Raw genomic sequence first — 20657 nt, forward strand, 5'->3', positions numbered from 1 at the left:
TTTTAAAAAATTTATTAGGTTTGTAAAATTCTTTATTCAACTCCCACAGAATCATCGCCACGTCCGTCTGCAACGCCAGATATTGTTCCATCCTTATTTACCAAGATCATTTCAGTTCTTCCAATTTGTCCTCTTTTTTCTATTTTATAATTCATTTTTTCCAAAGAATTAATCGTACTTTCAGGGAAGTTTTCTTCCACAAAAACCACATCAGGCAACCATTGCATATGAAATTTTGGTGAATTAATAGAAAGATTGGCGTTCATTTTAAAATCTACCACATCAACAATTGATTGATAAACCGAAGTGGGAATTGTCGTTCCTCCTGGCGTTCCGACAACCATTAAGACTTTTCCATTTTTTAAAACCAAAGTCGGAGTCATTGAACTTAGCATTCTTTTTCCCGGCTGAATAGAATTTGCTTTTCCACCAACTGCACCATACATATTGGGAACGCCCGGTTTTACAGAAAAATCATCCATTTCATTATTAAGGAAAAATCCTGCACCTGAAACTACCACTTTACTTCCATACAAACCGTTCAAAGTTGTTGTTACAGAAACGGCATTTCCATCTTTATCCAAAATTGAAATGTGCGTCGTTTCCGTTGATTCTTTTGGTTGCGGAATTATTGTTCCGACATCGCCGCTTGGTGTTGCTTTTTCTGGATTGTAACTTTTCCAGCGGTTTTTTAAATAATCATCAGAAACTAATTTCGCCGTGTTATCCTGAATAAATGCAGGATCGCCCATATATTCTGCTCTGTCGGCGAACGCGCGTCTTTCTGCTTCTACCATTGGTTGAACGGCTTGCGCAGAATTTTGCTGGTATTTTTCAATGTTTGCGTAAGAACTCATTTTTAACATTTGCTGTAAAAGAATTCCGCCACTTGAAGGCAAACCCATCGCTACAATTTCGTTTCCTTTGTAGTCGAAAGTCAATGGTTTTCGGGAAATTGTTTTGTAATTTTTGAGATCTTCTAAAGTGACAATTCCGTTTCCGCGTTTCATTTCTGCCACGATTGCTTTTGCAGTTTCGCCTTCATAAAAACCTTTTTCGCCTAAATCTCTAATTCTGATCAATGTTTTGGCTAATTCTTTTTGAATTAAAAGATCGCCTGCTTTCCAGGTTGAATTTTTTATAAAAACTGTTGCTAATTTGTTGTGCTTTTGAAAATCTGCTTTGGTTTCATTTAATTCATTGGCTTCTTTTGAAGTAATTGCAAAACCATTTTCTGCTAAATCGATGGCGGGCTGAATTAAATCTTTCATCGGTAATTTTGCATATTTTAAAGTCGCAAAAAATCCAGAAACCGAACCTGGAACGCCAACTGCTAATCTTCCGTTTTGTGAAAGATCTGTATTTGCATTACCTTTTGCATCGAGATACATATCTGCATTTGCTTTTGAAGGCGCCGTTTCACGGTAATCTAATGTAAATTTTTCGCCGTTTTTAAAACCGACTAAAAATCCGCCACCACCGATATTTCCGGCATGCGGATAAACAACTGCGAGAGCCAATTGTGTTGCTATAACCGCGTCAAAAGCATTTCCACCTTTTTTTAAGATTGCAGCACCAACTTCGCTCGCCAAAGGATGCGCAGAAACTACAATTCCTTTTTGCCGTACTTCAACTTCCTTTACTGTGGTATAATCTGTCTTTTGTGCCGATAAAATCTGGCCGAAAACAATCAGAAGAACGAAATATTTTTTCATGGGAAATAATTTTAAACAAATATAATTTTTTGTAATTGATTAAAATAAAAAACCTTTGAAATTTTCAAAGGTTTGATTTTTAAAATAACTCTTTTTAGAAGCGACAAACTGCAGCCCGACTTGAGTGGAAATCCTTTTTGCGTTAAAAAATAGTTTTAATTATAAAAGACCTTTTAATGCAAAAAGATTGGGAACGGAAGACGGAAAAGCTGCCATAAAAAAATAACTAAACTGCTTTCGACGTAAGTCAAATGTCTGCCCAAATAAATTAAAATCATAAATAATTTCAATGGATTGCTTCGTTCCTCGCAATGACGAAAAAACCTTCGCACATTGCAAAGGTTTTAAAAGTTTTAAATCTCGGTGTCTAAATCCCAGTTTTCCAAATAATCGTGAACATGTTTTAAAAACATGCCGCCCAAAGAACCGTCTACCACGCGGTGATCGTAAGAATGTGACATAAACATCAGATTTCTGATCGCAATTACATCGCCATCTTTTGTTTCCAAAACTGCGGGTTTTTTAACGATTGCGCCGACTGCCAAAATCGCAACTTGCGGCTGCGCAATGATCGGCGTTCCCATAAGATTTCCAAAACCGCCCACATTTGAAATGGTGTAAGTGGCGCCTTGAGTATCTTCTGGTTTCAATTTTTTATTTCTTGCTCTGAAAGCCAGATCGTTAATTGCTTTTGTTAAACCTAAAAGTGATAGTTGATCAGCATTTTTAATGACCGGAACAATTAAATTTCCGTCCGGAAGTGCGGTTGCCATTCCGATGTTAATGTTTTTCTTTTTGATGATTTTATCACCGTCCACAGAAACATTGATCATCGGGAAATCCTGAATGGCTTTTACGATCGCGTGAACGAAAATTGGCATAAAAGTCAGTTTTTCGCCTTCTCTTTTCATTAAAAGATCTTTGTGTTTGTTTCTCCAACGCACCACATTTGTAACGTCACTTTCGATAAAAGAAGTCACGTGTGGCGAAGTTCTTTTTGAATTCACCATTGCATCTGCGATAATTTTTCGCACACGATCCATTTGAATAACTTCATCTCCAGCGTTCACTTTCATAGGAACGGTTTGCGTTGGCGGGGTAGAAGTTGGTGCGGAAACAGGTTGAATTTTTTCCTCAATTTTAGTTTCAGGTTTTGCATTGCCGCGGTTTAAAACGAACGCAAGAATATCTTCTTTTGTAATTCTGCCTTCAAGACCGCTTCCTTTAATATTTTCCAATTCCTGATTGGAAATATTCTCCTGCTGAACAATAGATTTTACCAAAGGTGAAAGAAAACCAGCATTTTCAGTAGTTGCCTCTGTCATTTCAGATTTTGAAGAGGAATTTTTTATAGAATCTTCCAGACCTTTTACGACATCAGAATTTTCATCAATTTTAATATCTTCGACCTGACTTTCGTTAGAAGAAGCGCTTTCACCACCTTCAGTCTCCAAAATTGCAATGGTTTCACCCACTTTCGCAACGTCGTCCTTTTGTTTTAATAATTTGACAATTTTCCCCGAAACTGGCGTCGGAACATCAGAATCTACTTTATCTGTCGCAATTTCCACGATAGAATCATCTTCATTTACCATGTCACCTTCTGCGAAAAGCCAGTCGATAATCGTTGCTTCCATCACGCCTTCGCCCATTGAAGGTAATAATAACTTATATTCTGCCATTTTTTTATTTATGATTTTTACAAAGATAAAAAATTTTATCAATTATAAAATTATGAATTTTACAATACTTTTTTTAAAGTATTTGCAATTTGTATTTAATTAATTTCCGCTTCAAAAACTTCTTCAAAGTGGCATTTAATTTTGTTTTTTAGCTCAGCAATTTCGTGCGCCGAAAATTCTTTTTCACGTTCCGCTTTTAAGGAAGTAACGCCTTTATCTTTAATTCCACAAGCTATTATGTAATCGAAATAAGCAAGATTTGTGTTGACATTTAACGCAAAACCGTGCATTGTCACCCATTTTGAAGTTTTTACACCAAGCGCGCAAATTTTTCTTGCGTAAGGTTTCCCAACATCCAGCCAGACACCAGTTTCGCCTTCTGAACGTTCGCCTTTTAAGCCATATTCCGCAATTGTCCGGATAATAACTTCCTCTAAATTGCGCATATAAAGATGAATATCAGATTTAAAATTATCTAAATCGATGATCGGATAACCGACTAATTGCCCAAAACCGTGGTACGTAATATCGCCGCCACGATTGGTTTTAACGAAAGTAGCGTCAATTTCTTTTAATTTTTCAGAATTGGCGAGCATATTATGTTCATCACCGGATTTCCCCAAAGTGTAAACGTGCGGATGCTCGACAAATAATAAATAATTGGACGTTTCATCAAACAAATCGTCGGTTCTGTCACGGTTTTTAAGTTTTTGGTCAATGACAGATTTCATAAGATTCTCCTGAAAATCAAACGCAGTTTGATAATCCATCAAACCTAAATCTTCGAATTTTAGAACTTTATTTTGGGTCGCAGTCATCTTTTATTTTTTATGGCGATCCTTTTTTATTTTAAAATATGCGCTTAGGCGCAAAATTTACGATAAAAAAAGGCCGGGCTATCCGTTCCAATTTTTTTTTTAAAATTCTCTGTGAAAAGAAAAAAAAGGATTTCCACTTCTATCCCTATCGCAAAGTATCCGTGGATCGAAATTTATTTTCAGGAACAAAAATAAGAAATTAATCTATTATGCTATGAATAAAATCCTGGGATTTTGTTTTCCAATCTTCTTCTTCAAGTAAAATATTAACGAAAGCAGTTCCGATAATTCCGCCATCTGATTTTGCGGTTACAGCGTTAAAATCATTTTTATCTTTAATTCCAAACCCGATGAATAAAGGATTTTTTAAATTAATTTCAGAAAGTTTTTGTAAATAATCTTCATTGTTTACGGCTTTGTTTTCATTTCCAGTTGTTGAGGAACTTGAAACGGCGTAAAGAAATCCGGAACTTAAATTATCCAAATAATTGATTCTGTTATCTGAAGTTTCGGGCGTCACTAAAAACGTAAAATTCAGGTTGTATTTTTCCAAAATTTTCTGGTAATTTTTTTCAAATTCAATTGGTGGAAGATCTGGAATGATCAAACCAGTTACTCCTGCTTCCGAACAATTTTTACAAAATTCTTCAAAACCGAAACTTAAAACCGGATTAATATAACCCATTAAAATTACCGGAATATTAATTTCATCTTTTACAGATTTTAACTGTGAAAAAAGTTTTTCGATGGACATTCCGTTATTTAGAGCCAATTCGTGCGCTTTTTGAATAACTGGTCCGTCTGCAACTGGATCAGAATAAGGCATCCCGATTTCCATCATTTGTGCGCCAGAATCCTGAATTATTTTCATTATTTCTGTCGTGTCTTCCAGTTTTGGAATTCCTGCGGTGAAGTATATATTTAATTTTTTTGACATTGCTGAATTTGTTTTTAAAAGTACTTTTTCTAATTAAACTGATAAGTGAAAATCGCGAAACTTGCGCCCCGGCTTGAACGGAACTCCTTTTTGCTTGCCTAAAATTTCTAAATTATTAAACAATTTTCTTGCAAAAAGAGTGGGAGTGGAAGACGGAAATGTGCGCCAAAATAAGATAATGAATACACATTCGGCGAAGTCAAACGTGCGCCCAAAATAATCTAAATATGTTGTAAATAAGTGTCCAGATCTTTATCGCCACGACCGCTCAAACACACGACTACAACGTCGTTTTCATTAAATTTTTTCTTTGTAAAAACCGATAAAGCGTGCGCCGTTTCCAAAGCCGGAATTATGCCCTCGATTTTGGACAGTTCAAAAGCAGATTCTAAGGCCTCATCATCGGTAATACTGAAATATTGTGCTCTTTTTTCTGTAAATAAATTGGCGTGAAAAGGCCCGATTCCCGGATAATCCAAACCCGCCGAAATCGAGTGTGGCTCGATCACCTGACCGTCTTTTGTTTGCATAACGATACTTTTGCTGCCGTGTAAAACGCCTAAAGTTCCAAGAAAAGTAGTCGCCGCAGATTTCCCGGATTCCAGACCAAAACCACCGGCTTCAGCGGCAATTAATTTGACCTCTTTTTCGTCAGCAAAATGATAGAAAGCGCCTGCAGCATTACTTCCACCGCCAACACAAGCAATGACATAATCGGGATTTTCACGACCGATTTTTTCTTTCAACTGCCATTTTATTTCCTCGGAAATCACGCTTTGCAAACGCGCCACCAAATCCGGAAATGGGTGTGGACCAACGACGCTTCCAATGATGTAATGCGTTGTTGTTGCATTGTTAATCCAGTCGCGGAGTGCTTCATTTACAGCATCTTTCAAGGTTTTACTTCCGGAAGTTGCGGGAATTACGGTTGCGCCCAAAAGTTTCATTCTTCCAACATTTGGCTCTTGTCGCGCAATATCGACTTCGCCCATGTAAACGATGCATTCCAAACCGAGCAAAGCGCACGCAGTTGCCGTCGCAACGCCGTGTTGACCAGCGCCGGTTTCCGCAATAATTCTTTTTTTTCCTAATTTTTTTGCTAATAAAACCTGTCCAAGCGCATTGTTGATTTTATGTGCGCCAGTGTGATTTAGATCTTCACGTTTTAGATAAATTTGGGTGTTGTATTTTTCACTTAAATTTTTCGCAAAATAGAGTGGTGTAGCACGACCAACGTAATCTTTCAAAAGATATCTGAATTCCTTTTGAAATTCTTCAGAATTGATGATGTCCAAATATTGATCCTGTAATTCTTCTACATTTGGGTACAACATTTCCGGCACGAAAGCGCCACCAAATTGACCGTAATAGCCTTCTTTGTCGGGATTTTGATATTTTATTGCTTCCATTATTTTATACTATTTTAATTAAATTCTATATTATTTTTAAATTTTTTTATCTTTTTTAAATCTTTGTTTCCCGGTTCGATTTCAAATTTTGAATTGATGTCTAATGCAATTGGTTGATGGTTGATGGTTGTCAGTTGATGGATGTTTTCATCTGAGATTCCGCCGCTTAAAAAATAAGGTTTTGGTATTTCTATTTCATTTAAAATTTGCCAATTAAATGTTTTTCCTGTTCCGCCAAATGCCCTGGAATCGGTATCGAACAATAAATAGTTGATTGTTTTTGGTATTTGGTTTATAGTTTTTTGCAGTTCTTCTTTGCTTTGATTTCCAATTCTGATTACTTTAATAATTCCAATTTTATTATTTAATTTTTCTCTTAAATCATTTATATAATCTTCGTTTTCATCGCCGTGAAGTTGGATAAAGTTTAAATCTGCTTTTTCTGAAATTTCTACAATCTTTTTTACTGTTTCATTTACAAAAACGCCCACTTTTGAATTTGATTTTAGTGATCTAATATCTTCCAAACTCAACGAATTTAAAACATATCTTGGCGATTTTTGATAAAAAATAAAACCCAGGAAATCAATTTTTGAAGTAATTAATTCTTCAATTTGATTGAGTTTTGTTAAGCCACAAACTTTTATTTTTAGACTTGAATTCATTGGTAAATTGTTAAATTTTTACACTGTTACATTTGAAATAAATTCTTCAAAAGTCTTTCCCGGATTTTCTGTTTTCATAAAATATTCGCCCATTAGAAATCCATCAAAACCCTTTTCTTTTAAATACTTAAAATCTTCAACATTGTAAATTCCGCTTTCCGCAATTTTTAAAATTTCTTTTGGTAATTGATTTTTAAGATTAATTGAATGGTCTAAATCCACTTTAAAATCTTTTAAATTGCGATTATTAATTCCGACGAAATCGACGTCTTTATTAATGTGTTCTAATTCTTCTTCATCGTGAATTTCCAGTAAAACTTCCAAACCCATTTGATGGGAAAGTGCTGTAAATTCCTGAACTTGTGAAACCGAAAGATTAGCTGCAATTAATAAGATAACATCTGCGCCTATTGATTTTGCTTCATAAAACTGGTATTCATCAACCATGAAATCCTTGCGCAAAATCGGAATATTAGTTGACCTTCGAACTTTTGAAATATCTTCTAAACTTCCACCAAAAAATTGTTTATCCGTTAAAATGGAAACTGCACTTGCGCCGAATTTTTCGTAATTTGTTACAACTTCAAAAACACCAGATTTATCATTAATAATTCCCTTTGAGGGCGATTGTCTTTTAAATTCAGTAATAATTCCTGATTTTTCCTTTAAAGATTTTTTTAAAGATTTTCCTTGCTTTCCGAAATATTCAGAATCCATTAATTCCTGCAAAGAAATTTCAGATTTTGCTTTCCGAACTTCCTCTTTTTTATTTTCAATTATTTTATCTAAAATATTCATTTTTAATTGATTAAAGCGTTTAAACAATTGAGTGCCTTTCCACTTTCTAAACTTTCTTTGGCTAAATTTAAACAGGAGTTATAGTCGCCAAATTTATTTGTGCTTTCCAAAACAATTGCTGCATTTGCTGTAACGACAGCATTTTGTTCAAAAGTTCCTTGTCCGTCAAGAATTGTTTTAAAGATTTTGGCGCTTTCTGTTTTAGAATCTCCACCCAAAATTTTATCTGCATCAATTTTATGAAAACCTAAATCTTCTGGTGCAAATATTTTTTCACCATTTTTTGTGATAATTTTTGTGTCACTTGTTAACGAAACTTCGTCATAACCGTCCAAAGCGTGAACCAAACTAAAATTTCTATTTTGTTTTTGAAGCAAATATTGGTACAATCTTGCGATTTCCAAATTATAAACGCCAATCACAGAAAATTCCGGTTGAGTTGGATTAACCAAAGGTCCTAAAATATTAAAAAATGTTCTTAAACCAAGACCTTTTCGAAGTGGCGCAACGGTTTTTAAGGCAGGATGGAAGAGTGGTGCGTGTAAAAAACAAAGATTGGCTTTTTCAAGATCTTGTTTTAATTCGTCTTCATTATTTTTAAATTTATAACCCAATTCTTCTAAAACATTCGACGAACCGGAAACAATTGAAACCCCGTAATTACCATGTTTTGCGACTTTTTGTCCGGCACCTGCAACGATAAAACTCGACAATGTAGAGATGTTAAAAGTGTTTTTTCCATCACCGCCAGTTCCGACAATATCGGCAAGATTTTCACCCAAATTTACCGGAACTGCGAGTTGCATCAAAGCCTCGCAAAAGCCTTCCAATTCTTCCAATGTAATGCTTCGCATCAAAAAAACGGTGACAAAAGCAGTCACTTCACTTTCGTTAAATTTATTTTGCGCGATTTCTGTCAAAATAGATTTTGCTTCTACTTTTGTTAAAGTGTTGTGGTTGAATAAATATTGTAATATTTCTTTCATTTTAATCTTTTAAAAAATTCTCTAAAATTTCCCTTCCTTTTGGTGTTAAAATACTTTCCGGGTGGAACTGAACGGCTTGAACATCATAAGTTTTATGTTGCAAAGCCATAATCATCTGATCTTTATCAACAGCCGTAATTTCCAATTCTTCGGGAAAATATTCAGGCGAAACTGCCCAAGAATGGTATCTTCCGGCCTCGAAAGTTTCTGGGAAATTTTTAAAGATTTCTGTATTTTTATTTAAAATTTTAACGTCTGTTGCAACACCGTGATAAATTTCTGAAAGATTAATTAATTTTCCACCAAATGCTTCGCCAATTGCTTGCAATCCTAAACAAACGCCGAAAATTGATTTTGTTGGCGCATAAGTTTTAATTAAATCTAATAAAATCCCCGATTCTTCGGGAATTCCAGGTCCAGGCGAAAGAATTATTTTATCATATTGATTAACATCTTCCAAGGAAATTTCATCATTCCTGAAAACGTCAATTTTTTCGCCTACAATTTCTTCAATCATTTGAACCAAATTGTAAGTAAAACTGTCGTAATTATCTAAGACTAAAATTTTCATAATTTATTTTTTTAATGTAAAAATGTAATAGTCTAACAGTTTACCAATGAATATCAAATTGAACAAATTGCTACACTGTTAAATTGTTATATTGCTACATTTTTATATTGATTCTGCTTTAATTATCGCTTTTTTTAAAGCACCAAGTTTGTTATTGACTTCTTGAAGTTCATTTTCAGCGGAAGATTTTGCAACTATTCCGGCGCCGGCTTGATAAAATAAAGTGTTGTTTTTACTTAAAAAAGTCCGGATCATAATTGCCTGGTTGCAACTTCCATCAAAGCCGACGAAACCTAAACAACCGCCATAATAACCGCGCGAAGTTTTTTCATAGTCGTCGATTAATTCCATGGCTTTAAATTTTGGTGCGCCACTTAAAGTTCCCTGTGGAAAAGTTGTCGCAATCATTTCAAACGGATTTTGATCTGGTAAAACTTCCGCCGTTACTTCCGAAACCATGTGAATGACATGTGAAAAAAACTGGATTTCTTTTAATTTTGTAACCGTCGTTTTTTTGCCAATAATACTTAAATCATTTCGCGCCAAATCTACCAACATCGTGTGTTCTGCGTTTTCTTTGGCGTCTTCTTTTAATAATTCTGCGGACGCTAAATCTTCCTCCAAAACGCCGGTTCTTTTAAAAGTTCCCGCAATTGGGTGAATGATCGCTTTTCCATCTTTAATGATCAATTGGGCTTCTGGCGAAGAACCAAATATTTTATAATCGCCATAATCAAAGTAGAAAAGATAAGGTGACGGATTTATATTCCGTAAGGCGCGGTAAACATTAAAATCATCACCTTGAAATTTCTGCTGAAATCTACGGCTTAAAACGAGTTGAAAAACATCGCCACGGAAGCAATGTTTCTTTGCTTTTTCTACATTTTCCCGGTATTCTTCATCTGTAAGATTAGATTTTTCTTCATCTACCTTATTGAAAGGAAATATTGGCGCATTTTTTTGATTGATTAAATTTTCAATTTTTGAAATATCCGATTTTAAACCTTTGATCTTGTTTTCAATTAAAAACATTTCGTCATTAAAATGATTAATCGCGATTATAAACTGGTAAAAACGGTATCTTAAAAGTGGAATTTTATTTTCTTCAGATTGTTCTTTAAATTTAATTTTATCAAAAAATGGGATAGCATCATAACTCGTGTAACCAAAAAGTCCTTGCGCAGATTTTCCCAAATCGTTAACAGGAACCTCGCCTTCAAAACATTTGCAAAAATTTTGTAAAACATCAGTTAATTTTTCATCTTTTAAATTCATCTTAAAAGAAGGTTCCAATGGAAATTTTACTTCTGCTTCATCGAAGTTTTTGATCTCAATTCCACCAATTGCATTTACCGCAATAAATGAAAAATTATTCTGCGTATTTTGATTTCCAGCACTTTCTAAAAGAACCGTATCACGAAACTGATCGCGCAATCTTAAATAAATCCCAACGGGCGTAAAAAGATCACTTAAAGTAGATTTTACCGTAGTTTTATAATTTATTTTTTGGGAAAATTCCATAATTTATTTTAAATATATTTTGATTTTAAGACATAAAAAAAGACCTTAACGTATCGCTAAAGTCTTATAAAATCTTAATTTATTTTTCTTAAAAAATTAAACAAAAGATGTGTATATCAGACCCGCGAAGAGTTGAAATGCCACCACCAGTTTTTGTTTAAGTTTTTCATAATTCTAATTATAATTGATTGTCTCAACTGTGAAGCAAATTTAGAAAAGATATTTTAAATAATCTTACTAAATAATAAAAAATAACATAAATTTTTTTTTGGGAAGAAATTAACATTACCTTTGCCGCATCAAAAAAATAAATTATTATGAAAAAATTATTCGTAGCGGCATTTATCGGCGCACTTACATTATCTGCATGTTCAAAGAAAACTGAAACTGCTGAAAGCAATACTATGATGGCAGAACCAGACAGCACAACTATGATGTCAGATTCTACTTCAATGGCAGCACCAGCAACAATGGATTCCACTGCAGCTGCAGCACCAATGACTGCTGATAGCACTAAAATGGCTAAATAAGCATTATTTGTTTACGCAAAAAGCAGCTATATTTTAGCTGCTTTTTTTTGTTTAAAAAACTATTCTTCTACGTTTTTTAGCGACATCAAAATTTGATATGCACCTTTTGTCACAAATCTTTTATTTTTAAATTCATCGTTATAATTTAAAAGTTCTGTAAAACCATTCTCAGAATTACCAATCTTTACGGGAAACATTTTGTATGTTTTTGGTTTAATTTCTTCAAATATATATTGTTTTGCTTCCCAGGTTACTATTGCATCATCAGAAATTACGGTGCCTTCCTGTGATTCTGTTTCCATTTCAGCATTCATAAATGTGCCTGGCAATAAAGATAAACTGTTATCTACGAAATGACAATGAATTAAAACGCTTCGATCTGGCGTGAAATCTTTACCAATTATAAAAACGCGTGCTTCGTATTTTTTTTCCGGATTTTGATTGGTATATGCAAACACTTTTTGCCCAACTTTGATCTTTGTTAAGTCTTTTTCAAAAACTTTTAAAGCCAAATGTAAATCGCTGGTGTTGACTATCTCAAATAATTTATCAACGGGCGAAACGTATTGTCCGATGTTAATATTTACGGCTGAAATATAACCCGAAATAGGAGATACCAAAGCAAATTCACGGCGGATATTATTCGCATTTAAAGAATTAGGATTAATTCCCAAGGCCGCTAATTTCTGAGCCGTTCCTTTCATCATAATATTTTGATTTTGGGCTTCGTTATAGGCTTTTTGAGTGACCTTATCCGAACTTGCTTTGCTTTGATTTAAATCTTTTTGGCGTGCATAATCTTGGTTTGCATAGGTTAAATTAGATTTTGCTAAAAGATAATCTTGCTGAAGTTGGACTAATTCAGGGTTTTCTAAAGTTGCTAAAGTTTGTCCTTTTTGCACATAATTTCCAGGCATAAATCTTGAAACTCTCACATAGCCGCCACTTGGCGCAGAAACGCTAGCCATTCCTTGTGGTGGAACGTCAATCTGACCGTTTAATGTAATTTTATTGGCAACATCTTTTTCGTCTAAATTTTTTGCTTCAATTCCTGCGTTTTTAATTTGCAGATCGGTCAAAGTAATCTGATTGCCATTTATTGTAGATGGTTCTGCTTTTGATTCTTCTTTTTTAGAACAGGAACTTATAAAAAGTATTGTAAATAAAAAGACTATTGATTTATTTATCATTTTAAATTATTGTTGGGTTAAACTGTTTAACTGAATTATTTTCTCATTCAGCATTTTTTGGCTGTCGATCAATTTATTTTGAACTTCTAAACTTTGGTTGATCAAAATAGACCATTCAAGATAATTAATTTCACCTTCGTAATATAAGCGATTTGCAGTCTTCATGATGGTTTCGGCGTTTTTTAGACCGCTTGTTTTATAATAATCTGTTTCGCTTTTAAGTTTTTCAAATTCACCGAACAACATAGCATATTGATTTTTAAGCGATCGCGAACCGATTTCGTAATTATTTTCGGCAATTAGTTCGTTGATTTTTTGACCTTCAATTACAGATTTTTGAGCACTGTTAAAAAGAGGAATTCCCACGCCGATCATTCCAGAATTAAAACGTGTTGATCTATTATAAAATTTATCATCAGCGCCATTTCCATACATACTTGCATTAAAATAGGTGAGATTAATTGTCGGCAAAAGTTTAGATTTTTCTGCATTTAATTTCGCGAGTTCAATATTCTTTTGCTGTTCTAATTGTTTTAAAACAATCGGATTTCCAGCATAATTAAGATCTTGATTTTTGATATTTAATTGGTAAAAATCTGAGTCTTCATTTTTATAAATGATTTTATCATTCAGCAAATAATTAAATTGATACAAGGAAACTTCTCTATCTTTTTTAAGATTTTCCAATTGAATTTCTGCCTGACTTCTATAGTTTTCCGCAGTTGTTTTTTCAAGGATATTGCTTTCGCCTTTTTTTAAGCGAAGTTCGGCGCGTTGGTAATAATTGGTGTAAATAGAAGCTGTTCTTATTAGTAATTTTTCTTTTTCATTTTGATAATTCAATTCATTATAAACTAAAGCAATTTCTCTTTTCAGTTGCCATTTTTGAACATCTAAACTAAGCATCGAATTTTTCCATTCTTCGGATAAAACCTGTTTGTGGCTTTTGTAAAAACCCGGCAATCTGAAAGTTTGATTAACAGAGAATTTTGTGTCGTTGTACACTGAATTAATTTGCCCAAATTCGCCGGAAATATTTAATGGATCAACAATAGCGTAAGAATTTCTGATCTTATCCTGATAATCAACGCGAAGTTGTCCGCTCTTTAAATTGAGATTATTTTGAAAGGCTTTTTCATAAGCGGTTTCCAGCGAAATCTGGGTTTGTGCCTTCATTTGAATTCCGATAAAAACCGAAAAGCATATTGTTATTTTTATAATTTGATTCATTTATTTAATTTTAAAAAATTCCTGTCTTTTTAGATATAAACTGCAGCCCGACTTGAGTGGAAATCCTTTTTTTGCATTTGAAAAAAAGATTGGGAACGGAAGGCGGAAATGCTGCCATAAAAAAATAATAAGATCTAAGCATTCGACGTAGTCAATTGTCTGCCCAAAAAATATTTATTATTCTACTCATCGAAACCATCTTCTTCGTTGGTTATTTCCTGAATTTTTTGACGTTTATCCGGAAAGCGTTCTTCAAACCAAATGTAAATCAGCGGTAAAAAATACAGCGTTAAAAATGTGGCTAAAAGTAAACCACCAATCACAACGGTTGCCAAAGGACGCTGAACTTCTGCACCTTCGCCGTTGCTTAAAGCCATTGGTAAAAAGCCGAGCGAGGCTACAAATGCCGTCATTAAAACCGGTCGAAGTCTGTTTTTTCCACCAATTTTTACGACTTCCTTTAAATCTTTGTGTGTTGCTTTTTGGCGGTTAAATTCCGCAATTAAAACAATTCCATTTAAAACTGCAACGCCGAAAAGCGCGATAAAACCGACGCCCGCGGAAATACTGAAATTCATACCACGAAGCCATAGTGAAAGAATTCCGCCGATCATGGAAAGTGGAATGGCTGAAAAGATGAGCAGTCCATATTTCACCGAATTAAAGGCAAAATAAAGCATCAATAAAATGAGTAATAAACTTATAGGAACTGCGATCATTAAACGGGATTTTGCCTGCTGAAGATTTTCAAAAGTACCGCCATAAGTGATGGAATATCCGGGTGGAAGTTTAAAATCTTTTTCGACCATTTTCTGTAAATCTTCTACCGTCGACTGAATATCGCGATTTCTCACGTTGAAACCAACAATAATTCTACGCTGGGCATTTTCCCGCTGAATTTGGTTTACACTTTCTTTCAGTTCAACATCAGCTACAGAACTCAATGGAATTTCTATTCCCGAAGGTGTAGAAATGAGCAAATTATTAACGTCTTCCACATTTTTTCGCTGCTCGCCATCTAAACGAACGACGAGATCGAATTTCTTTTCGCCTTCAAAAACAGAACCTGTTGACTGTCCTGCAAATGCTGTGTTTACGATGTTATTAATATCCGCGACATTTAATCCATATTGAGAAAGTGCATCGCGTTTGTAGGAAATCACGATTTGTGGCATTCCGGAAATTGGTTCGACATAAATATTTTGCGCGCCTTTTATCTTTTTAGAGATCTGACCTAATTTATCTGCGTAAATTTTTAAAGTATCTAAATTTTCACCAAAAATTTTACAAACAACGTCTTGTCTTGCGCCCGTCATTAATTCATTAAAACGCATCGCAACGGGATATTGAAAAGAGTAGGTGACACCAATTAAATTTTTCTTTAATTCGGCAGACATTTTCTCTGAAAGTTCATCGTAAGTTGTAGCGGAAGTCCATTCTGCACGTGGTTTTAAAATGATCATCAAATCGCTTGCGTCAATAGGCATCGGATCTGTGGGGATTTCGCTACTTCCTGTTTTGCCTACAATTTTTTCAATTTCTGGGAATTTTTTTAACAAAACCCGTTGTGATTGTAAAATGGCTTCGGTGGAAGTTTTAAGATTACTTCCGGGCAAAACTCTCGTGTCAACTGCAAAATCACCTTCTGGAAGTATCGGGATAAATTCACCACCTAATCTTGACATTACAAATAAAGAGATCAAAAACAAACCGATCACGCTAAAAAAGACCAACTTTCTGATCTTTAAAACCCTGATCAATGTTCTTTCATAGGATAATTCAATTTTTTCCATCATTCGATCTGAAAAGTTTTTTCTGTTGTGGATTTTTTTAGACAAGAAAATGGAACTCATCATCGGAATGTAAGTGAGCGAAAGAATAAATGCGCCTAAAAGTGCAAAAATCACAGTTTGTGCCATTGGTTTAAACATTTTCCCTTCGATTCCCTGTAAAGTTAAGATCGGTAAATAAACTATTAAAATAATAATTTGGCCAAAAACCGCAGAATTCATCATCGTACTAGAAGAAGTATAAACTTCACGGTTCATCGTTTCCTGCGAAATTTTGGTGTCGTGAAATTTATTTAAATGTTTGAAACGATGAAGAATGGCTTCGACAATTATGACCGCACCGTCGACAATTAAACCAAAATCCAGCGCGCCCAAACTCATTAAATTGCCGGAAACGCCGAAAATATTCATCATAATAATCGCGAAAAGCATCGCTAAAGGAATGACAGAAGCAACTAAAAGACCCGCACGAAAATTTCCTAAAAATAAAACCAGAACGAAAATCACAATCAGTGCGCCTTCCATTAAGTTTTTACTAACTGTATGAATCGCATTATTTACCATTTTTGTACGGTCCAGAAATGGTTCAATTTTTACACCCTCCGGCAATGTTTTTTGGATCTTTTCGATTCTGGTTTTTACCTCTTTGATAACTTCATTTGAGTTCGCACCTTTCATCATCATGACAACTGCGCCCGCAACTTCGCCTTTGCCATTGTAGGTCATTGCGCCATAACGAATCGCTTTTCCAAATTGAACTTTACCTATGTTTTTAATTAAAACTGGCGTTCCATCGGGTAAATTTTTAACAACCGTGTTTTCAATGTTTGGGATTTTGCCAACTAAACCTTCTGTTCGGATAAACAAAACGCTTGGTCCTTTTTCGATGTAAGCGCCGCCGGTATTTTGGTTATTTTTTTCTAAAGCATTAAAAACTTCGGTTATTGTAACGCCCATTGATTTTAAAATCGCTGGATTTACTGCAACTTCATATTGTTTTAAATTTCCACCAAAACTGGCAACATCAGCAACGCCAGGAGTTCCAAGTAATTGTCTTCGGACGATCCAATCCTGAATAGTTCTCAATTCCATTGCATTATAGCGGTGCTCGAAACCTTTTTTTGGACGAACTACGTATTGGTAGATTTCACCAAGACCAGTTGAAATTGGCGCCATTTGCGGAACTCCTAAATTAACAGGAATGTCTTTTGAAATTTGTTGAAGCCTTTCTGCAACCTGTTGACGCGCTGTTAATAAATCTACATCATCTTTAAAGACAATCGTAATAACAGATAATCCAAAGCGTGAAAAACTTCGCATTTCTTTGATTCCCTGAATGTTATTATTAATTTGTTCTAAAGGAAAAGTGATAAAACGTTCAATATCTGGTGCGCCCAAACTTGGCGAAATGGTGATGATCTGAACCTGATTATCTGTAATATCAGGAACAGCGTCTATGGGAAGTTTTGTAACCTCAAAAAGTCCATAAATAATTAAACCAAATGTCATTAAAATGATAATTAGTTTATTCTTTATAGAAAATTCTATAATTTTATTTAGCATTTTTAATCGGGATTTTAGGTTAATATGAAACAGTATTTCACATAAGACCTTTAAGTATTATTAAACTTAAATTCGGTCAAAATCTATAGATCTGACTTTAAAAGTAAAGGAAAAAAGTTTAATTAAATCTTTGGCGGTTCCCAAATTTTTTGAAATACTGACGGATAAAATTTTTCTGAATAAGAAAAATCAGAAGACACATCTACACAGATTGAATGATATTGAGTAAAAATAACCGTCTTTTCTGGCGGAATATTTAAAGTAAGAAATGTGGTAAAATTATCATGTTTTTTAAAAGGCAAACTCAAATCTTCGTTATAATCTTTGTCTTTTACCTGTTTGTCAAGATAATGCATCTTGAAAAAAGCATAAATCGACATGTTGTGTTTTGCCATTTTATGTTTTACGTAATGTTCAACTAAAATCGGAATTTTAGCAATTTGTCTCACTTCACAAAAAGAAGTAAGATAAGTAAAAAGCATAAAATAAACCACGAATTTTTTCACAGCGTAAATTTAAACATAAAAGTTTTTAAAAACAGAGAATTTAAAAATTTGGAATGATTAAAAATAAAAGTAAATAAAATTACTAAAAATTTTAATTTAGTAATTTAACAAGATAAAAAATGATTATAAATCAGGAATTTTGAACCGCTATTTTAGTTAAAAAATCCTTAAATTTGCAGACTTAAAAAGTTATAAAAGATGCAATTATCAGAACAGGAAATCATCCGCAGAGAGAAATTAACCAAATTAAATGCTTTAGGAATTGATGCGTTTCCAGCAGCAGAATATACAGTTTCAGATTCTTCAAAATCTATAAAAGAGCAATTTTCTGAAGGCAAGAAAGTGAAAATCGCGGGAAGATTAATGTCTCGTAGAATTCAGGGAAAAGCAAGTTTTGCTGAATTACAGGATTCTGAGGGGAAAATTCAGGTTTATTTTAATAGAGATGAAATTTGTACTGGCGAAGATAAATCTTTATACAACGACGTTTACAAACACCTTTTAGATATTGGCGATATTATCGGAATTGAAGGTGATTTATTTACAACGCAAGTTGGTGAAATGACCGTTAAAGTAACAAACTTCACACTTTTAACCAAAACTTTACGTCCGCTTCCACAGCCAAGAACTGACGAAGATGGTAAAACTTATGACGCTTTCAATGATCCGGAATTGCGTTACAGACAACGTTACGTTGATCTCATTGTAAATCCTCACGTGAAAGAAACGTTCATCAAAAGGATCAAAATGTACACGGCAATGCGTCAGTTTTTTAATGACGCCGGATACATTGAGGTTGAAACGCCAGTTTTGCAGGCGATTGCTGGTGGCGCTGCGGCAAGACCTTTTATGACGCACCACAATGCTTTGGATATTCCGTTATATATGAGAATTGCAAACGAATTATATCTCAAAAGATTGATCGTTGGTGGTTTTGATGGGGTTTATGAGTTTTCTAAAAACTTTAGAAATGAAGGAATGGACCGAACGCATAATCCGGAATTTACCGTTATGGAAATTTATGTAGCCTACAAAGATTACAACTGGATGATGAATTTCACCGAAAAAATGATCGAACATTGCGCCATTGCAGTCAACGGAACGACTTCTGCAAAATTTGGTGAAAATGACATTGATTTCAAAGCACCTTACGCTAGAGTTTCTATGACCGAAGCCATCATCAAATTCACAGGTTTTGACATCACTGGAAAATCAGAACAGGAAATATTTGATTTTGCAAAATCAATCGGAATTGAGGTTAATGAAACGATGGGGAAAGGGAAATTGATCGATGAAATTTTTGGCGAAAAATGTGAAGGCAACTTTATTCAGCCAACTTTTATTACAGATTATCCAATCGAAATGTCGCCTTTAACGAAGAAACACAGAACTCAGGAAGGTTTAACGGAACGTTTTGAATTAATGGTTTGCGGTAAGGAAATCGCCAACGCCTATTCAGAATTGAATGATCCGATCGACCAAAGAGAACGTTTTGAACAGCAGTTAAAACTAGCCGAAAAAGGCGATGATGAAGCAGGACAATTTATAGATGAAGATTTCCTTAGAGCCTTGGAATATGGAATGCCGCCAACTTCCGGAATGGGAATCGGCATGGACCGTTTGATCATGTTTTTAACTAATAATGAAAGTATTCAGGAAGTTTTATTTTTTCCACAAATGCGTCCGGAAAAGGTTTTACCGAAAGTAGAATTGTCTGAAGATGATGAATTACTTTTAAAATTATTAAATGAAAATAATGGCGAAATGTCATTAAATGATTTAAAAGAACAGTCTAAATTTTCCGGTAAAAAATGGGATAAATCTTCTAAAAATTTATCTAAAAACAATTTGATAAAAATTGAGAAAACTGATGATAGTGTGACCGTGAAATTAGTTTAATTGCGTTATTTTATTTTTATATTAGATTGCCGAATGGCAATCTTTTTTTTATTCATTTTTACGGAAAGCCGTATTTTATTCCTAGATATTAATTCTATCTTAGCGTTAAAATTTCATTTATGATAAGAAAAACATTTATTTTAAAGGAAAAAAAGGAAGATTTAAGAGAAATAGTTGAAAATCAAATAATTTTGACAAATGGTACCATCGTTTCTTCAAATGCTAATTTAGTTACTTGGACTTATGTTTACGGAAAGCAAAATTTGGGATGTCAGACAATTATAAAAAAAAAATGAGATAGAAATAATTGTTAAAAATTTGGAAAATGTTGCTTATGGTGAAGGATATATCGCAGATAAATTTTTTAAATCCGTTGGACAAGAAATTGCAATTTTCCCGAAGGAAGTAACTAAAAATATTTCAAAGCAAAATATAAAACCTCATTTTGAAAATAATGATTTAGCAACTACAAAAAAGATATTTAAAATTTTATTTATACTTATATTTTGTTTTATAATTTATCATTATAGTTCAAATAAAAGAGAGAGTTCAAATCACGGTGAAAACTCATCTGTAACAAATGTTAATAATTATATTACTAAAGCAGGATATAAAGCCTCTTACGATGAAAATACATTAGAAAAACTTGTAAAATTTTCTGTTCACAATGATTTGAATGGAATTAATTTTTTGACAAATACCAACGAGATATTTGATTTGCAATCTGGTCAGGAAGCATATGTTTTAGAGTCAAAATTTGGCAGAGTTAAAATTAGACTGATAAATTCTGGAGAAGAGGTATGGACATTCACTGAAGCAATTTCTGATTAAAGTAAACTAAAATATT

18 protein-coding genes are annotated in these 20657 nt (G+C 33.9%); 4 read left to right on the forward strand and 14 right to left on the reverse strand.

The window, feature by feature from the left end:
- Positions 1-32: 32 nt before the first annotated feature.
- The 10 genes from ggt to BM238_RS02965 all read right to left on the reverse strand — a co-directional run bounded on the left by ggt (position 33) and on the right by BM238_RS02965 (position 11102).
- The gene (ggt, locus tag BM238_RS02920; RefSeq protein ID WP_090078676.1) at positions 33-1715 is read right to left on the reverse strand and encodes a gamma-glutamyltransferase; all 1683 of its coding nucleotides are present in this window, start codon (positions 1713-1715) and stop codon (positions 33-35) included.
- A gap of 353 nt (positions 1716-2068) precedes the next feature.
- Positions 2069-3397 carry a dihydrolipoamide acetyltransferase family protein gene (locus BM238_RS02925; RefSeq protein WP_090078677.1) on the reverse strand — a complete coding sequence of 443 codons (1329 nt, stop codon included), beginning with the start codon at positions 3395-3397 and terminating at the stop codon, positions 2069-2071.
- A 95-nt stretch (positions 3398-3492) separates the two neighbouring features.
- Positions 3493-4215, reverse strand: coding sequence for a lipoyl(octanoyl) transferase LipB (lipB, locus tag BM238_RS02930; RefSeq protein ID WP_090078678.1), 723 nt, complete (start codon positions 4213-4215; stop codon positions 3493-3495).
- A 199-nt stretch (positions 4216-4414) separates the two neighbouring features.
- Positions 4415-5152 (reverse strand): tryptophan synthase subunit alpha, encoded by a 738-nt coding sequence (gene trpA / locus BM238_RS02935; protein ID WP_090078679.1) that lies wholly within the window; start codon positions 5150-5152, stop codon positions 4415-4417.
- Between the two features lie 221 nt (positions 5153-5373).
- Positions 5374-6552: a tryptophan synthase subunit beta gene (trpB, locus tag BM238_RS02940; protein WP_090079100.1), complete on the reverse strand. Its 1179-nt coding sequence runs from the start codon at positions 6550-6552 to the stop codon at positions 5374-5376.
- A gap of 23 nt (positions 6553-6575) precedes the next feature.
- The gene (locus BM238_RS02945) at positions 6576-7226 is read right to left on the reverse strand and encodes a phosphoribosylanthranilate isomerase (RefSeq protein ID WP_090078680.1); all 651 of its coding nucleotides are present in this window, start codon (positions 7224-7226) and stop codon (positions 6576-6578) included.
- Between the two features lie 18 nt (positions 7227-7244).
- Positions 7245-8024 carry an indole-3-glycerol phosphate synthase TrpC gene (gene trpC, locus BM238_RS02950; protein ID WP_090078681.1) on the reverse strand — a complete coding sequence of 260 codons (780 nt, stop codon included), beginning with the start codon at positions 8022-8024 and terminating at the stop codon, positions 7245-7247.
- A gap of 2 nt (positions 8025-8026) precedes the next feature.
- Positions 8027-9010 carry an anthranilate phosphoribosyltransferase gene (gene trpD / locus BM238_RS02955; protein WP_090078682.1) on the reverse strand — a complete coding sequence of 328 codons (984 nt, stop codon included), beginning with the start codon at positions 9008-9010 and terminating at the stop codon, positions 8027-8029.
- A gap of 1 nt (position 9011) precedes the next feature.
- On the reverse strand, positions 9012-9581 hold the full coding sequence (locus BM238_RS02960) for an anthranilate synthase component II (protein WP_090078683.1): 570 nt from the start codon (positions 9579-9581) through the stop codon (positions 9012-9014).
- A gap of 102 nt (positions 9582-9683) precedes the next feature.
- A complete protein-coding gene (locus BM238_RS02965) occupies positions 9684-11102 on the reverse strand; it encodes an anthranilate synthase component I family protein (RefSeq protein WP_090078684.1) in 1419 nt (472 codons plus the stop codon).
- A 317-nt stretch (positions 11103-11419) separates the two neighbouring features.
- Here BM238_RS02965 and BM238_RS14275 point away from each other — a divergent pair, with 317 nt between their 5' ends.
- Positions 11420-11632 carry a hypothetical protein gene (locus tag BM238_RS14275; RefSeq protein WP_143093340.1) on the forward strand — a complete coding sequence of 71 codons (213 nt, stop codon included), beginning with the start codon at positions 11420-11422 and terminating at the stop codon, positions 11630-11632.
- A gap of 59 nt (positions 11633-11691) precedes the next feature.
- On the opposite strand, the gene BM238_RS02975 is transcribed toward BM238_RS14275, so the two are convergent.
- The 4 genes from BM238_RS02975 to BM238_RS02990 all read right to left on the reverse strand — a co-directional run bounded on the left by BM238_RS02975 (position 11692) and on the right by BM238_RS02990 (position 17911).
- Positions 11692-12822 (reverse strand): efflux RND transporter periplasmic adaptor subunit, encoded by a 1131-nt coding sequence (locus BM238_RS02975; protein ID WP_090078686.1) that lies wholly within the window; start codon positions 12820-12822, stop codon positions 11692-11694.
- Between the two features lie 6 nt (positions 12823-12828).
- Positions 12829-14052: a TolC family protein gene (locus BM238_RS02980; RefSeq protein WP_090078687.1), complete on the reverse strand. Its 1224-nt coding sequence runs from the start codon at positions 14050-14052 to the stop codon at positions 12829-12831.
- Positions 14053-14234: 182 nt separating this feature from the next.
- Positions 14235-17405 carry an efflux RND transporter permease subunit gene (locus tag BM238_RS02985; RefSeq protein WP_090078688.1) on the reverse strand — a complete coding sequence of 1057 codons (3171 nt, stop codon included), beginning with the start codon at positions 17403-17405 and terminating at the stop codon, positions 14235-14237.
- Positions 17406-17527: 122 nt separating this feature from the next.
- Entirely contained in the window at positions 17528-17911 is a 384-nt protein-coding gene (locus tag BM238_RS02990; protein ID WP_090078689.1) for a hypothetical protein, read from the reverse strand.
- Positions 17912-18109: 198 nt separating this feature from the next.
- Between BM238_RS02990 and lysS the strand changes: the two genes are divergently transcribed.
- The 3 genes from lysS (at position 18110) to BM238_RS03000 (ending at position 20641) form a co-directional block, all read left to right on the forward strand.
- The gene (lysS, locus tag BM238_RS02995; RefSeq protein WP_090078690.1) at positions 18110-19810 is read left to right on the forward strand and encodes a lysine--tRNA ligase; all 1701 of its coding nucleotides are present in this window, start codon (positions 18110-18112) and stop codon (positions 19808-19810) included.
- A gap of 119 nt (positions 19811-19929) precedes the next feature.
- Positions 19930-20106, forward strand: a complete 177-nt coding sequence (locus tag BM238_RS14365; protein ID WP_177205413.1) for a hypothetical protein — start codon at positions 19930-19932, stop codon at positions 20104-20106.
- 22 nt (positions 20107-20128) lie between these two features.
- Positions 20129-20641 carry a hypothetical protein gene (locus tag BM238_RS03000; RefSeq protein WP_090078691.1) on the forward strand — a complete coding sequence of 171 codons (513 nt, stop codon included), beginning with the start codon at positions 20129-20131 and terminating at the stop codon, positions 20639-20641.
- Positions 20642-20657: the final 16 nt, after the last annotated feature.

This window comes from Halpernia frigidisoli (assembly GCF_900113805.1).
Lineage (GTDB): Bacteria > Bacteroidota > Bacteroidia > Flavobacteriales > Weeksellaceae > Halpernia > Halpernia frigidisoli.